Raw genomic sequence first — 14420 nt, forward strand, 5'->3', positions numbered from 1 at the left:
AGAGTAAGTCACTGCCAAACCTAGTAAGTATTCGATAAAAAAATCTCTAAACGATATAAGAATCAACCTAAAGCCGCCCAAAAGGGGCGGCTTTTGACGTTCTAAGGCCTAGATCAGCTTAACACCTTTTAGCACATCGGTATCGTTCCCAAGCAACACCGATATATCGCCGGTGGTCTCTAGCACCGCAGCCGAGACGCTTTGAATGTCTGTTGCGCCTGCTTCCCGTAATTTCGCGATTAGATCGTTTTCTGTGACCCGCGTGCGTTCCAGTGCGTTGTAAAGGATGATCCCGTCTTTCATCAAAAACACCGGTGTGTTTTGCACCGCCTGATCGAACCACGGGAGGTTGTGGCGCAGTTTGGACACGGCGTACTGGATTATGAACAGACTGGCCATCGCTGCCATGCTTTGTAGAAAGCCAACCGAGTCTTTGGATTGGGAGGCACCGGCAAGTAGGGAGCCCATTGCGACAGTCGTGACGAAGTCGAAGTTGGTCATCTTTGAAAAGGACCGCAGTCCGACCACCCTGACCATCAGAATGATCCAGAACAGTCCTAAGATGCCAAGAATGTTGCCCTTGGCGAGTGCATCGAGGTAAGGGCCGTCGAAAAACATCGTACCTCCTTTTAATGTCCTTAACGCGGGTTAAAACTGTCCCGCATCAAAGGATTAACCCTCGGCCCCGCGGAAGGTTGCATAGGAGGTGCGTTAAGGTCAGCAGCGCTTTCCGTTTTGATCGAACAGCATCCCGTCGCGATCCTGCCAGTTTAAGCCGACTTCCGATCCTTCGGCTGCGGTTGGGTCGCTTGCGGCTTGTCGGGAGGTGATCATCGTGCCATCTGCGAGTTGCAGGTGCACCAGTGTTTCCGCGCCGAGTGCTTCTGTATACATCACCGTGGCGTTCAGTCGGCCCATGCCATTGCTCACGACTTCCAAATGTTCCGGCCTTATACCGAGCTTGGCAGCATTGGGCGTTTCAACCTCCGCTAGCCCTGCATTCACAAAGTTTGTGGGCGGAGAGCCTATGAAGCCGGCCACAAATTCGGTCGCGGGGTTTGCGTAAACTTCCAGCGGCGCGCCGATCTGATCCGCCACACCACCGTTCATGACGATCATACGGTCGGCGAGGGTCATGGCCTCAACCTGATCGTGGGTGACGTAAAGCGATGTCACCCCGAGGCGGCGTTGCAATTGTTTGATCTCTAGCCGCATCTGAACCCGCAGTTTGGCATCGAGGTTGGACAAGGGTTCATCAAACAGGAAAACAGAGGGTTTGCGCACGATGGCACGTCCCATTGCCACCCGCTGGCGTTGCCCGCCGGACAGCTCTCGGGGGCGGCGTTTCAGGTAGGGTTCCAGTTGCAGCAGTTTGGCGGCGGTATCCACACGCTCGATGATTTCGGCCTTGGGGGTGCCGGCGATCTTCAGACCGTAGGCCATATTGTCAAACACGCTCATATGCGGGTAGAGCGCGTAATTCTGAAACACCATGGCAATGTCGCGGTCCATCGGTTCGCGCTCATTCACCACCGCTCCGTCGATCTGCACCTCGCCGGATGTGACGGTTTCCAAACCCGCCACCATCCGCAGCAGCGTGGATTTCCCGCAGCCTGACGGACCGACGATAACGATGAACTCTCCATCTTGGATGTCGATGTCCACGCCGTGGATCACCTCGGTTTTGCCGAATGATTTCTTAAGGGAATCGAGTTTGACAGTCGCCATTCTTATTTCTCGCTATCTACAAGGCCACGGATGAACAACCGCTGCATTCCGACCACGACGATCACAGGCGGGATCATCGCAAGGATCGAGGTGGCCATAATGACGGGCCAGTCTGCAAAATCGTCGCCGGATGGGAACATTTGTTTGATGCCCATGACGATGGTGTTCATGGAGGGATCAGTGGTGATCAGCAGCGGCCAGAGGTATTGGTTCCAGCCGTAGATGAACAGGATGACGAACAGGGCTGCGATGTTGGTGCGGCTCATCGGCAAAAGGATGTCGCGGAAAAATTGCATCGGGGTTGCGCCGTCTACGCGGGCAGCCTCGGCCAGTTCGTCCGGCACGGTCATAAAGAACTGGCGGAACAGAAAGGTTGCTGTGGCCGATGCAATCAGTGGAAAGATCAGGCCGGAGTAGCTGTTAAGCATGCCAAACCCTGCGACCACTTCGTAGGTGGGGACGATGCGGACCTCTACGGGCAGCATTAGCGTCAGGAAGATCAGCCAGAAAAATGTGCGTCTCCCGGGAAAGCGGAAATAGACGATGGCAAAGGCGGACAGCAGCGAGATGACGATCTTTCCAAGGGCGATGCCAAGGGCCATCACCATCGAATTAACCATCATCCATGCCACAGGCGCGTTGATGCCGGACACCAGCGCTTTGCGGTAGTTTTCAAAGAAGTGATCGCCGGGCAGTAGGGGCATCGGCGGTTCCATAATGTCGGCCTGCGTCACGGTCGACGCCACCAGCGCCAGCCAGATCGGGAAGAAGACAAACAACAGGCCGACGATCAGTCCCAGATGTGTCATCCACAGGCCAAAGCCGCGCTTTTCTACCATGCCAGTCCGATCCGCCATCAGTAATGCACCCGTCGTTCGATGAATTTGAATTGCACGATGGTCAGAAGGCCGACGATGAACAGAAGGATCACCGATTGCGCTGCGGAAGAGCCGAGATCCTGTCCGACAAACCCGTCTGCATAGACTTTGTAGACCAGAATCGTCGTCGATTGCTGCGGTCCGCCGCTGGTGATTGTGTGGATCACGCCAAAGGTTTCAAAGAAGGCGTAGACGATGTTCACCACCAGCAGGAAAAACGTGGTGGGGGAGAGGAGGGGAAAGACGATTGTGCGGAAGCGGGTCCAGAAACGGGCACCGTCTATTGCGGCGGCTTCGATTACGGATTTCGGGATCGCTTGCAATCCGGCGAGGAAGAACAAGAAGTTATAGCTGATCCGCCCCCATGCCGAGGCGACAACCACAAGGCCCATCGCCTCTTCGCCGTTCAGCACGTGGTTCCAGTCATAACCAAGCAAGCCCAGATACCAAGACACCACGCCAACGCGGGTGTTGAACATAAACAGCCACAAGACCCCCGCTACAGCCGGTGCGACGGCGTAGGGCCAGATCAGCAGCGTGCGATAGACGCCTGATCCTTTGATCAACCGGTCCGCCAATACCGCCAGATATAACGCGATGCCCATAGACACCACCGTCACAAGGATCGAAAAGATCGCAGTCGTTACAAAGGATGCACGGTAATAGGGATTGCCAAGCAGGTATTCAAAATTGCCAAGCCCCACGTATTTCATCGACAGACCAAACGGGTCCGGGATGAACAGGGACTGCCAGATTGCCTGACCTGCGGGATAAAAGAAAAAGACAGCCGTGATGACGATCTGCGGCAAAACCAGCAGAAGCGGCAACCAGAGCCCTTTGAACGTGACGCGTTTTTCCATGCGGTTCAGGGGCACCCCCGCGCGGGCGGGGGTGCCCTATGCCTTAGCGGCTGGTTTGTTCAAAACGGCGCAGCAGTTCGTCGCCACGCTGTTTTGCGCTATCAAGGGCGGTTTTCGCGTCCTTGTCACCAGACCAGACAGCCTCTAGTTCCTCGTCAATGATCCCGCGGATCTGATCGAAGGACCCAAGACGCAAACCTTTAGAGTTTTCCGTTGGCGCATTGGTGGTCATCTGCTTAACAGCCACATCGGTGCCGGGGTTTTCATCATAGAACCCTTGCTCGCGGGTCAGGTCTGCAGCTGCTGAGGTGATCGGCAGATAGCCAGTGTCTTGATGCCATTTGGCCTGCACTTCGGCAGAGCTGAGAAAGTTCAGAAATTCGGCCACGCCTTTGTATTCTTCATCCGACTGGCCTTCCATCACCCACAGGGACGCCCCGCCGATAATGGTGTTTTGCGGCGCGTCTACAGCGCTGGCCCAATAGGGCAGGGGGCGGACTTCGAAGTCAAACTTGGCCTCGGATTTGATCCCCGCGTAACCGGCAGAGCTTTCGGTGAACAGCGCACAATCGCCGGAGCGGAAGTTCGCGCCACCTTCATTGCGACGCCCTGCATAGATGAACTTACCTTCCTTGGCCCAGTCCCCCATCGCCTGAATATGGGCCACCTGCACATCGCCGTTCAGCGCAAGTTCGGTGTCCACACCGCCAAAGCCGTTGGCTTTGGTCGCAAAGGGCGTGTCGTGATAGGCAGACAGGTTTTCAAGATGAATCCAGCTCTGCCACGCCGTGGTCATCGGGCATTCGCTGCCCGCTTCTTTCAACTTGTCGAGCACGCCACCCACCTGTTCCCAAGTGGACATATCCGTGTCGGGGTCGATCCCTGCCTCTTCCAGCGCATCGCGGTTTACCCACAATACAGGCGTGGACGAATTGAACGGCAGCGACAGCATTTCGCCTTCGCTGGTGGTGTAATACCCTTTCACCGCGCCGATATAGGCGTCCGAATCGAAATCTGCGCCCGAATCGGCCATCACTTCATAAACCGGTTTGATCGCGCCTTTCGCGCCCATCATGGTTGCGGTGCCCACTTCAAACACCATCAGGATGTCGGGTTGCTCCCCCGCACGAAAGGCCGCGATGCCTGCGTTCAGGGTTTCTGAATAGTTGCCTTTATGGGTCGCCTCGACCACATAATCGGACTGGCTGTTGTTAAAAGTTTCAACCTGCGCGGCAACCAACTCGCCCAAGCGACCGGTAAAGGCGTGCCAGAACTCCACTTGGGTTTGCGCCGCCACAGGGGCCGCAACGAGAACTGCCGTGGCGGATCCCAATAGCAAATGTTTCAGTTTCATAAAAAATTTCCTCCTAGAGTTATCGGTGCAACTGCGAAAACCTTACCGTTTGGTCAAAACAAAAAGCAAGCATTGTGAGTCTAGATTGCCTTTGCTTTGGACCCGGAAAGGTGCCGTGGGGCGCACCGGAGCGGGCTGATAAGCGGTACTTAAGTCATGTTTCTTACAGTTTTGTGACGGTTTCCGTCATTTCTTTTACAAAATTCTTCTTCAAAACCGTTGCATTACAGACAGATTGACAGTTTTTAGTTAATTTCTGGCAGGCACTTGCAGAAGGAGAGGGTCTGCAGCCATTAATGCGGGACTTGTTAGGAGGAGGCAAGCTATGTCAGCACACAACAGCCCTATGGAGAAACATCCGATCCCGGAAGCGATTGCACGGGATGCGCATGTGAACGCGGATCAGTACAAGGCGATGTATGAAGCCTCTGTCAATGATCCCGAAGGATTCTGGCGCGAACAGGGGGCGGCCCTGAAGTGGTCCAAGCCATTTACCAAAGTCAAAAATACAACATTTGCCCATCCCGATGTGTCGATCAAATGGTTTGAAGACGGGGAAATGAACGTCTGTGAAAACTGTGTGGATCGTCATCTGGACACACGGGGCGATCAGGTTGCGATCATCTGGGAACCGGACAGCCCGACCGAAGCATCCAAACACATTACCTATTCCGAGCTGCACCGCGAGGTCAGCAAGCTGGCGAATGTCTATAAAACTCTTGGTGTGGAAAAGGGCGACCGTGTTGTTCTTTACATGCCGATGATCCCCGAAGCCGCCTATGCCATGCTGGCCTGCGCGCGGATCGGTGCGGTGCATTCCATCGTCTTTGGCGGCTTCTCGCCCGATGCGCTGGCGGCGCGGGTCAAAAGCTGCGATGCCAAGCTTCTGGTGACGGCGGATCAGGCCCCCCGTGGGGGCAAGGCGACCCCGCTTAAGGTGAATGCCGATGCTGCGATGGAAGTTTGCGGCGACGTGCAAACGCTGGTGGTGGAACGGACTGGCGCGGATGTTGGCCTTAAGGAGGGCCGTGATCATTCCTATGCCGCGCTGATGGCACAGGCCTCTGAGGACTGTCCGGCGGTTGCGGTGAACGCCGAAGATCCGCTGTTCATCCTTTACACCTCCGGTTCTACCGGTCAGCCCAAAGGCGTTGTGCATTCTTCTGCCGGTTATCTGGTTTATGCTGCGCTGACCCATAAATATGTGTTCGACTATAAGGACGACGATATTTTCTGGTGTACGGCGGATGTGGGCTGGGTCACGGGACACAGCTATATCGTTTACGGCCCGCTCGCCAACGGGGCGACGACGCTGATGTTTGAAGGGGTGCCAACCTATCCCGACGCCAGCCGCTTCTGGCAGGTCTGCGACGAACATAAAGTGACGCAGTTTTACACGGCGCCAACAGCTATCCGCGCGCTAATGGGGCTCGGGGATGAGTTCGTGACCAAATGTGATCTATCGTCCTTGCGGATTTTGGGCACAGTGGGCGAGCCGATCAACCCCGAAGCGTGGAATTGGTACAACGAGATCGTTGGTAAGGATAAATGCCCAATCGTGGATACATGGTGGCAGACCGAGACCGGCGGCCATTTGATGACCCCGCTGCCAGGTGCGATCGAAACCAAGCCGGGGTCGTGTACCCTGCCGTTTTTCGGGGTGCAGCCGGTGATCCTTGATCCCCAAACAGGCGAGGAGATCACCACGACCGAGGCTGAAGGCGTTTTGTGCATTAAGGACAGCTGGCCTGCCCAAATGCGCACGGTGTACGGCGATCACGACAGGTTCGTTTCGACCTATTTCTCCGACTACAAAGGCTATTATTTCACTGGTGACGGTTGTCGGCGGGATGCGGATGGCTACTACTGGATCACCGGACGGGTGGACGATGTTATCAACGTTTCTGGCCACCGTATGGGAACCGCCGAAGTGGAAAGCGCGCTTGTCGCCCATGAAAAAGTCGCCGAAAGCGCTGTGGTCGGCTATCCCCATGACATCAAAGGGCAGGGCATCTACGCCTATGTCACCCTGATGTCCGGAGAGGAGCCCAGCGAAGAATTGCGCAAGGAACTGTCTGACTGGGTGCGCAAGGAAATCGGCCCGATTGCAAAACCGGACCTAATCCAATGGGCGCCCGGCCTGCCAAAAACCCGTTCTGGCAAAATCATGCGTCGCATCCTGCGCAAGATTGCCGAGGATGATTTCGGCGCACTTGGCGATACCTCAACCCTCGCCGACCCAAGCGTGGTGGACGACCTGATCGAAAACCGCATGAATCGCGGATAAACAATTCACCGCCGCAGGAGTCCTGCGGCGGTGAATTTTTCCGGTCTTAGCTGTCAGCTTCAAATTCAGCCAATTCCCTGGCGCAGCTGCGTAGCATTCTTATGAATGTCTCCCGCTCTAATTCGAGACCTCTTCGGTTGTGGGTCGCAAAGTAATAAGGGGTGCGGATTTTTGGTTCGAAGGGGCGGGCGGTGATCGTACTGGCTGGCCAGAACCGTGCGCTGAAGGGTTCGATTATTCCAATCGCAAGACCCTGTCCAATTAGCGAATAGGCTGTCAACGACGTGTCGATTTCGTAAGTGTCTTTAAATGGCACTCCCATGTCTTCAAGGGTTTGGAACACTTCGCTCCAACTGGCCGGACCGTCTGACATGATGCGCAATATCGTTTCATTTGCGAGATCTTGCGGGCGGATTGTTTCTTTCGCGGCCAGAGGGTGCGCCGAAGGGACCACGCAGACCTGCCGCACATAGCCCATAAGTTCGCGTTTGCTGCCTGGCACTTTGGGAATCTGGGAGCCGATTGCGATGTCCACAGAAACATTCTGCAAGCGTAGGATAATCTGGGACAGACGGTGGGAATGAACGACGACCTTAACGTCAGGAAAACGTGTTTTAAATGCCTTTAACACTGGGGGCAGCAGTGTCGCAGCAAGCGAGTGGGTCACTGCGACACGCAACACCTGCCCCCCGTCGCCACGGATATGGCGCGCAGTGTTCTCCAACCGCTGAATCCCCATAAAGCTCTCTTCGACGGCCGCAAAGAAGGTCAAACCGTTGGGGGTTGGGACAAGCGTTCCTTGTTTCCGGTTGAACAAGCTGAAGTTCAAATCGGTCTCAAGATCAGAGATAAGACGGCTGACTGCCGGCTGGCTGATGTGCATCGCAGCGGCAGCCGCAACCATCGAACCACCGGTCATGACATGATTGAACGCTTCGAGTTGTCTGAATTTCATCCCGCTCGTATATAATATTTAGGTATATCTTATCAATTAAAATAAATTGATAAGATACCGCCCATTGGGCAAGTATCAGGGCACACAATAGGAGATCGACGTGCCTGCCGCCGAAAACAGCTTTTCAGCCACTTACACTATTGCCCGCCAGCGCTTCGTTAGTGCTGCGTTGGAGAAGGGGTTGGCCCATGAGGCTGTGATGCACCCCGAGCAGGACAGCCTGTTGCCTGCTGCTGTGGTTGACATCGTGCGCATCGGACCGCGCGATGCGCGCAAGGTTCTGTTTGTAACATCGGGTGTGCATGGCACTGAACTTACAGCGGGGTCGGGCATTCAGCTTCAATTGATTGACGTGTTTTGCGAAGCGCTGCCAGATGATTGCGCGATGGTGTTGGTTCACGGGGTCAATCCAGTGGGTTGCGCGCGCCTCTCGCGGACTGACGAGAACAACGTCGATCCCAACCGCAACATGGTGACGTCCTTCAATGATCTGCCTGAAAACCCGGATTATGCCGCATTGCACGATGATCTATGTCCGGCAGATTGGTGCAATGACGTGTCCCTGCGCGATCAGGGGCTGTTGGACTTTGTTGCAAAAAACGGCGAGCGGGCGTTGGTGCAAAATGTCCTAAAGGGGCAACACAGCCATCCTGACGGCCTGTTCTTTGGCGGCACGGTCGAAAGCTGGACAGTGCGTAATCTGACCCGGATCGTACGTGACCACGGGCAGGGGGCAAAGCAATTGGGGATCGTGGATCTTCACACAGGCGTTGGCCCTTATGGCTTTGGCGAAGTTATGCGTATGGACAAGCCTCCGGTTGCGGGGGCTGAATGGGAAAAAATCGGTAATCTGGTCTGTGACGTTCTTGACCGTGTAGACGTCGCGCGCCCGCCGCTGAAGATTATCATGGAATACGGGACTTATCCGTTCGAGCGTGTGTTGAACAATCTGCGGGCGGACAATTGGTTGCGCCATCACGGATCTGTTCATACCCCGCAGGGGCGTGAAATCAAAAAGAACTTGCAGGACGCGCTGTTCGCGGATGATCCTAAATGGCTCGGCGATGTTTCGCGGCAGGGTATCGACGTTTGTCGCCAAGCACTGAACGAGCTATCTCAGCTTGACGAGGTCGTGCAAAAATTCGAGCAGGGCATTGCAGGGGCCGTATCTGCTGACGCAATATTCCAGCACCTTGAAGATGCGGCGCAAAAGCATGTGGGCGTGACGCTGTTTACCGTGATGGATTACGTTGCAGACCGCAACATGGGGCGGCGGTGCTTTACAAACGATCCGGACAATTACCCTGCTTCGGGGTGGATACCCTTGCAAGACAACGCTTGGTTCGATTGTGTTATCCGCAAACAAAAGACTTACGTTGCAAACGATGCGGACCAGATCACGCGGGATTTTGCGGATGCAGATTTGATCGCAAGCCTTGGATGTGGCGCAATCGTAAATCTGCCGCTGATCGAGAATGGTCAGGTCGTCGCAACGGTTAACCTGCTGAACAAGGCGGGGCATTTCAACAACCAGAAGCTTGAGGAGGTGCATCGTTTCCTGTTGCCCTTGGCACGCATGGCTTACCGAGCATCGAGCAGGCTCACTCAACCCAACCCAACAACGGAGTAACCCAATGTTCTATTCAACCACCTCGCGTTTCATCGCGGTGGCATTTGCCACAGCGATGGCCTTGCCGACGGCTGCCGACACCACGTTGAATCTGGCCAATGAATACCAAGACACCACCTTTGCCGCGGTAGCGGATAAGTTTTTCATCGAACGTGTTGGCGAATTGACCGAAGGGTCGGTCAAAATCGATTACTATCCGGGTGGCTCGCTTGGCTTTAAATCGGTCGATCACTACGATTCAGTTGGCGACGGCGCAATTGACATTGCGGATACCTACATTGGCCAATTGTCAGGCATCAGCCCTGTCTTCAGTCTGCCCTCGATGCCATTCCTTGCCACGTCGAAAGATAAAGCTCTTGCGCTGGAAGCGACTTTGCGTCCCCACTACGACAGCGTGTTTGGCGATGCGAACCAGATGTATCTGTTCAGCACGCCTTGGCCACCCTCCGGTATCTGGACCGGCGAAGCTCTGGACTCCCCTGCCGGTCTGGAAGGAATAAAGGTCCGCGTCGCTGACGTGACATCCATGCAAACCTTCAAAGAAGCCGGTGCGAACCCGTTGCAGATCAGCTGGGCCGATGTGGTTCCGCAGCTGTCCGCCAATGCAATCGACGCGGTTATTTCATCTGCCGAAGGAGGCACCAACATCAAGCTTGGGGAATTTCTGCCACATTACACCGCAGTCGATTACGTTATTCCCGTTAATGTCGTGCATATGAACCTGGACGCTTACAGCAATCTGAGTGAAGCCGAGCAGGCAGCCGTCATGCAAGCGGCTGCTGATACCTCAGAGTTTATCTGGGGCAAGCTGGAAGAACGGCTGAGCAACACCTACGACGATCTGGCCGCACTTAAGGTTAACGTCGAGCGGGAGCCAAACGCTGAACTGATGGCGACACTGGAGCAAGCCAGTGCTGGCGCGTTGGACGAGTGGCTGGAGAAAATGGGTCCTGAGGGTCAGAATATTCTGGACGCCTACACCGCCACAGCAAAATAATGCAGCTTGCGGGCGGCTTTGACAGTGGTCAGGGCCGCCCGTTTTGTAAATCCGAACAAGGAACCCTGCCCATGACCCGAATGCTTGGTCTCTACGCGCGTTTTACCAGCCGCTTGTCAGATGTGGCCGCCCACTTCGCGATGCTCGCCATCGTTTTAATGGCAGGACACATCTTGCTTGAGATCATCCTGCGGGCGGTCTGGTCCACGTCTACATTCGTGATGGATGAATTCGTGGGTTACGAAGTGGCGGCCATGACGTTTCTGGGATTGGGGGCAGCGTTAGACGACAAGGTTTTGCTAAGGGTGAATATCCTGCTTTTACCGCTGAAAGGCTGGGTGCGGGCAAGCGCGGAAATTCTGAATGCTGCCGTCGCGCTAAGCGTGTTCGGCTTTGTCACCTTCTTCCTGATCCGCCAACTGATCCGCAGTTATGAACGCGGGACCACCTCAATCTCTATTCTGGAGGTGCCTTTGTGGATACCGCAGGGATTGGTGGTGATTGGCCTTCTGGTATTCTGCATACAGCTAACGGGCTTGATCGCCCAAGCGCTGCATGCGCCAGAAAATATCGAGTGAGGTGTCGCAATGGGTCCCTATGAAATAAGCCTGTTCGTTCTTGTGCTGCTGGTTGTTACGCTGGGTTCAGGCATTTGGATTATGGCATCTTTGGTGATCGTTGGATTGGTCAGCCAGTTCATCATCGCCGACTTCAGTTTTGTAAAGATGGGTACGATCTCTGCCACAATCATCTCTCGCAATTCCATGTCGTGGGAACTGTCCGCGATCCCGTTGTTTATCTGGATGGGGGAACTTCTGTTCCGAACGCGGCTCTCGCAGTCAATGTTTGAAGGGCTGACGCCCTTCGTTAATCGTATTCCGGGGCGGTTGCTGCACACCAGTGTTCTGGGCTCGACCATGTTTGCAGCGGTGTCAGGATCAAGCGCTGCAACCACCACCACTGTCGGACGCATCACAGTAGGAGAGTTGTTGGACCGCGGTTATGACAGGGCGCTGACCACAGGTTCGCTTGCAGGGGCAGGGACCCTAGGGCTGTTGATCCCGCCTTCCATTATCCTGATTATCTATGGCGTCATTTCTGAAGTGTCGATTATCCGTCTGTTTGCAGCGGGTGTGCTGCCCGGCCTGATGATAGCGTTTCTTTACAGCGGCTACATCGTGATCCGCGCGGTGATCGATCCCAACATCGCACCCAAGCGGGACGTCACCTATTCCACCCGCGATCTGTTCATTGCAGCACGCAAATTGCTGCCTGTGATTATATTGATGATGGTCATCCTTGGTGCGATCTATTCGGGCGTTGCCACACCGTCAGAGGCTGCCGCGATTGGTTTGGCAGCGACCATTGTCATCACTCTGGTTCTGCGTCAGCTAAGCTGGGAGGTGCTGTACTTGTCGCTCAAGAGTGCGGTCAAAGTTTCGGCGATGATCACCAGCCTTGTCGTTTGCGCGGCTGTTCTGGCGTCTTCAATGAGCTACGTGCGATTGCCGCAATCTATCGCCGAAATCATCGTTGATCTCGCCCCGAGCGAGTTTCAGTTGATCTTGTTGCTCGCGATATTCTACATCTTCTTGGGCTTGTTTCTGGATGGGACCTCCATCACCGTCATGAGCCTGCCAATCACTATGCCAATCGTGATGGCTGCAGGTGTTGATCCGATCTGGTTCGGGATTTTCTTGGTCATTATGATCGAACTCGGACAGATCACGCCGCCTGTGGGCTTCAACCTCTATCTGTTACAAAGCCTGACAGGGGATAGTTTGCCAAAAGTAGCGCGCGCCACTTTGCCGTTTTTTCTGCTGCTCTGCCTTGGGGTCGCGATCCTCTACGTGTTCCCGCAAATCGTGCTGTGGCTTCCCGAACGCATATACGGATAGCGCGTCTGCCTGATACGAAGGACGGGGTGCCTCCGGCGGCCATATCGTCAAGGTGCCACCGCATATTATTTCTTAGTTGGAATGTTTCGTATACAGGGGTATCTACGATTTTATCTAACTTTTCGCGGTTGAAGATCTAGCTACGCGCTGCAGACGAAGTCTCATCCGCCTTCATTCTCGGACCGTCTTCTTGAATGGGCAGAAACGCGAATTTTTCCGTTGTTTTGCCATGTAGTCAATAACTCAGAGCTTACTTCTGACCTTGGCTGTGCTTTGTCTGTAGGTCTGCCGTGCGCTCATGGTAACCTTTAGTAGCCCTCACTCCCTGTTTATAGAAAAGAAGGTTAGGATCGGACTTTCCTCTTGGTTGTACGATGCAAGGCCTGAACCGTTGAAGCAGACGTTCGCAGCTGCAAACTGCAGGTTGCCTCAGCTAACGTAGATGTCGTCTACGAGGAGGCTGATATCAGTCAAACCTCTGATGGTGAGTATATCGCCGCCGCCAAAGTCGATTATGGTATTTCCAAGTGCAACATTCGCAAATGCCAGAACACCTGCAATCATGTCTGCATCTGTAGGGTCACCTGTTGCCAAAATTCCCGCCAGAGTGTTCGCATGAAACTCGATTGAGTCCACATCATCGGCGAAATCCACAATTTCGTCGGCCCCACGGCTGAACACGAATACATCTTGGCCGCTGTGGCCAATCAGAATGTCGTTGCCTTGGCCACCCTTCATGATGTCCTTGCCAAGGCCGCCGTGCAATGTGTCGTTTCCTGCCCCTCCGAACAATCTATCGGCTCCTCGACCGCCCTGTAGCCCGTCGTCTCCAAATCTGCCTTTTAGGGTGTCATTTCCCTGAGCGCCCCAAAGCCGGTTGCCTATATCATTTCCGATTATTCGATCTGATCCCTCTGCGCCTCGCGCATTTTCGATGACTGTGCCAAAAGCGATGGCAGCCACATCCTGTCCGTTTTCAGAAGAAAACGCGCCCTGACGGAGATCTATTTTTACTGGGTCCGATCCAAATTGGCGGATCTTGTCAACACCCCCTGCATCCCAAATGACTTTGATACCGCTATCCGCAAAAGGCTGGTGCAGAGTGGGACCAGCGTCAGCGATGCTGTTAGGGCCCCACCATTGTTGAAGTGCAGCTACGTCGTAGAGCATCAATTCCGCCGGTTTAGCTTTAGATTCGGGGTTTTGGTTGTAGGACATTACCGTGAACTTGAAGTTATCCTCAACTGGAGGCAAAAATGGTAGCTGAGGTAGAATTATCCCTGGAATGTCGTAGTTGCCTGGATGTTTCAGGCCTAGAGCGTGGCCAATTTCATGCAGGATCAGGTCGAAATACTTCTCCTTTGCAAGGTCAAAGGCCTCAACAAACACCACGGCACCATCCCATTCGTATTGCGCCGGGGTGTCTTTGGTCGGGGCAATGAATTCAAAGTCCCCGCGACCACTTCCAAATACTGAGCTATCTGTGAATATGTCGGGAGACCTGTAGAAGCTGAACATGGGGTCTTCTGGGCCGTTATCTTCGACAAAATCCACGTTCAGGACCGCCTCAAATTTACTGAGCGCGCGGCGAACTGCAGCCTTTTGCGGCTCGGTGTAACTGACCGGGGGCGCAACGTCGTCCCAATAGAAACCTTCTTCTGCTCTTGTTTCAAATCGATACGTCAAGGTCAGCGGAGCGGTTTGAAACGCGGGGTCCCACCGAGACACCCCGAAATCGTCGGCAACCAAAAGAGTGTCGATGCGCGACTGAAGATTGGCAAGCTTAAGTGGCATTAGAGGATTCCAAACCTTGGGATCAGCGGATTTTTGAGC

12 protein-coding genes are annotated in these 14420 nt (G+C 54.5%); 5 read left to right on the forward strand and 7 right to left on the reverse strand.

The genetic code is table 11. The annotated features are described in order from the left end of the window. Positions 1-108 precede the first annotated feature (108 nt). From IEX10_RS00005 to ugpB, 5 genes are all read right to left on the reverse strand, one after another. Entirely contained in the window at positions 109-618 is a 510-nt protein-coding gene (locus IEX10_RS00005; protein ID WP_188669697.1) for a DUF421 domain-containing protein, read from the reverse strand. Positions 619-717: 99 nt separating this feature from the next. After that, the gene (gene ugpC / locus IEX10_RS00010; protein ID WP_188669699.1) at positions 718-1728 is read right to left on the reverse strand and encodes a sn-glycerol-3-phosphate ABC transporter ATP-binding protein UgpC; all 1011 of its coding nucleotides are present in this window, start codon (positions 1726-1728) and stop codon (positions 718-720) included. 2 nt (positions 1729-1730) lie between these two features. Beyond that, entirely contained in the window at positions 1731-2567 is an 837-nt protein-coding gene (ugpE, locus tag IEX10_RS00015; protein WP_188671526.1) for a sn-glycerol-3-phosphate ABC transporter permease UgpE, read from the reverse strand. Between the two features lie 17 nt (positions 2568-2584). Then, on the reverse strand, positions 2585-3466 hold the full coding sequence (gene ugpA, locus IEX10_RS00020) for a sn-glycerol-3-phosphate ABC transporter permease UgpA (RefSeq protein ID WP_188669701.1): 882 nt from the start codon (positions 3464-3466) through the stop codon (positions 2585-2587). A 43-nt stretch (positions 3467-3509) separates the two neighbouring features. Further along, positions 3510-4820, reverse strand: coding sequence for a sn-glycerol-3-phosphate ABC transporter substrate-binding protein UgpB (gene ugpB, locus IEX10_RS00025; RefSeq protein ID WP_188669703.1), 1311 nt, complete (start codon positions 4818-4820; stop codon positions 3510-3512). A gap of 325 nt (positions 4821-5145) precedes the next feature. Between ugpB and acs the strand changes: the two genes are divergently transcribed. After that, complete coding sequence (gene acs / locus IEX10_RS00030) at positions 5146-7107, forward strand: acetate--CoA ligase (RefSeq protein WP_229678374.1); 1962 nt, start codon at positions 5146-5148, stop codon at positions 7105-7107. 46 nt (positions 7108-7153) lie between these two features. On the opposite strand, the gene IEX10_RS00035 is transcribed toward acs, so the two are convergent. Continuing rightward, positions 7154-8062, reverse strand: a complete 909-nt coding sequence (locus IEX10_RS00035; protein WP_188669705.1) for a LysR family transcriptional regulator — start codon at positions 8060-8062, stop codon at positions 7154-7156. Positions 8063-8162: 100 nt separating this feature from the next. On the opposite strand from IEX10_RS00035, the gene IEX10_RS00040 reads away from it, so the two are divergent. The 4 genes from IEX10_RS00040 to IEX10_RS00055 all read left to right on the forward strand — a co-directional run bounded on the left by IEX10_RS00040 (position 8163) and on the right by IEX10_RS00055 (position 12587). Then, the gene (locus IEX10_RS00040) at positions 8163-9692 is read left to right on the forward strand and encodes a DUF2817 domain-containing protein (protein WP_188669707.1); all 1530 of its coding nucleotides are present in this window, start codon (positions 8163-8165) and stop codon (positions 9690-9692) included. A 4-nt stretch (positions 9693-9696) separates the two neighbouring features. Beyond that, the gene (locus IEX10_RS00045) at positions 9697-10689 is read left to right on the forward strand and encodes a TRAP transporter substrate-binding protein (protein WP_188669709.1); all 993 of its coding nucleotides are present in this window, start codon (positions 9697-9699) and stop codon (positions 10687-10689) included. A 71-nt stretch (positions 10690-10760) separates the two neighbouring features. Further along, a complete protein-coding gene (locus tag IEX10_RS00050) occupies positions 10761-11267 on the forward strand; it encodes a TRAP transporter small permease subunit (RefSeq protein WP_188669711.1) in 507 nt (168 codons plus the stop codon). 9 nt (positions 11268-11276) lie between these two features. Next, positions 11277-12587, forward strand: a complete 1311-nt coding sequence (locus tag IEX10_RS00055) for a TRAP transporter large permease (RefSeq protein ID WP_188669712.1) — start codon at positions 11277-11279, stop codon at positions 12585-12587. A 429-nt stretch (positions 12588-13016) separates the two neighbouring features. Here IEX10_RS00055 and IEX10_RS00060 read toward each other — a convergent pair whose 3' ends face one another. Beyond that, entirely contained in the window at positions 13017-14381 is a 1365-nt protein-coding gene (locus IEX10_RS00060) for a M10 family metallopeptidase C-terminal domain-containing protein (RefSeq protein ID WP_188669714.1), read from the reverse strand. Positions 14382-14420 lie beyond the last annotated feature (39 nt).

Origin of the sequence: Neptunicoccus cionae, from assembly GCF_014643735.1 — a bacterium.
In the GTDB taxonomy this organism is placed as follows: domain Bacteria; phylum Pseudomonadota; class Alphaproteobacteria; order Rhodobacterales; family Rhodobacteraceae; genus Amylibacter; species Amylibacter cionae.

Bases quoted from the DNA above. Each gene is read 5' to 3' on its own strand.
- IEX10_RS00005 (WP_188669697.1), bottom strand. From the start codon at position 618: ATGTTTTTCGACGGCCCTTACCTCGATGCACTCGCCAAGGGCAACATT.
- ugpC (WP_188669699.1), bottom strand. From the start codon at position 1,728: ATGGCGACTGTCAAACTCGATTCCCTTAAGAAATCATTCGGCAAAACC.
- ugpE (WP_188671526.1), bottom strand. From the start codon at position 2,567: ATGGTAGAAAAGCGCGGCTTTGGCCTGTGGATGACACATCTGGGACTG.
- ugpA (WP_188669701.1), bottom strand. From the start codon at position 3,466: ATGGAAAAACGCGTCACGTTCAAAGGGCTCTGGTTGCCGCTTCTGCTG.
- ugpB (WP_188669703.1), bottom strand. From the start codon at position 4,820: ATGAAACTGAAACATTTGCTATTGGGATCCGCCACGGCAGTTCTCGTT.
- acs (WP_229678374.1), top strand. From the start codon at position 5,146: ATGTCAGCACACAACAGCCCTATGGAGAAACATCCGATCCCGGAAGCG.
- IEX10_RS00035 (WP_188669705.1), bottom strand. From the start codon at position 8,062: ATGAAATTCAGACAACTCGAAGCGTTCAATCATGTCATGACCGGTGGT.
- IEX10_RS00045 (WP_188669709.1), top strand. From the start codon at position 9,697: ATGTTCTATTCAACCACCTCGCGTTTCATCGCGGTGGCATTTGCCACA.
- IEX10_RS00050 (WP_188669711.1), top strand. From the start codon at position 10,761: ATGACCCGAATGCTTGGTCTCTACGCGCGTTTTACCAGCCGCTTGTCA.
- IEX10_RS00055 (WP_188669712.1), top strand. From the start codon at position 11,277: ATGGGTCCCTATGAAATAAGCCTGTTCGTTCTTGTGCTGCTGGTTGTT.
- IEX10_RS00060 (WP_188669714.1), bottom strand. From the start codon at position 14,381: ATGCCACTTAAGCTTGCCAATCTTCAGTCGCGCATCGACACTCTTTTG.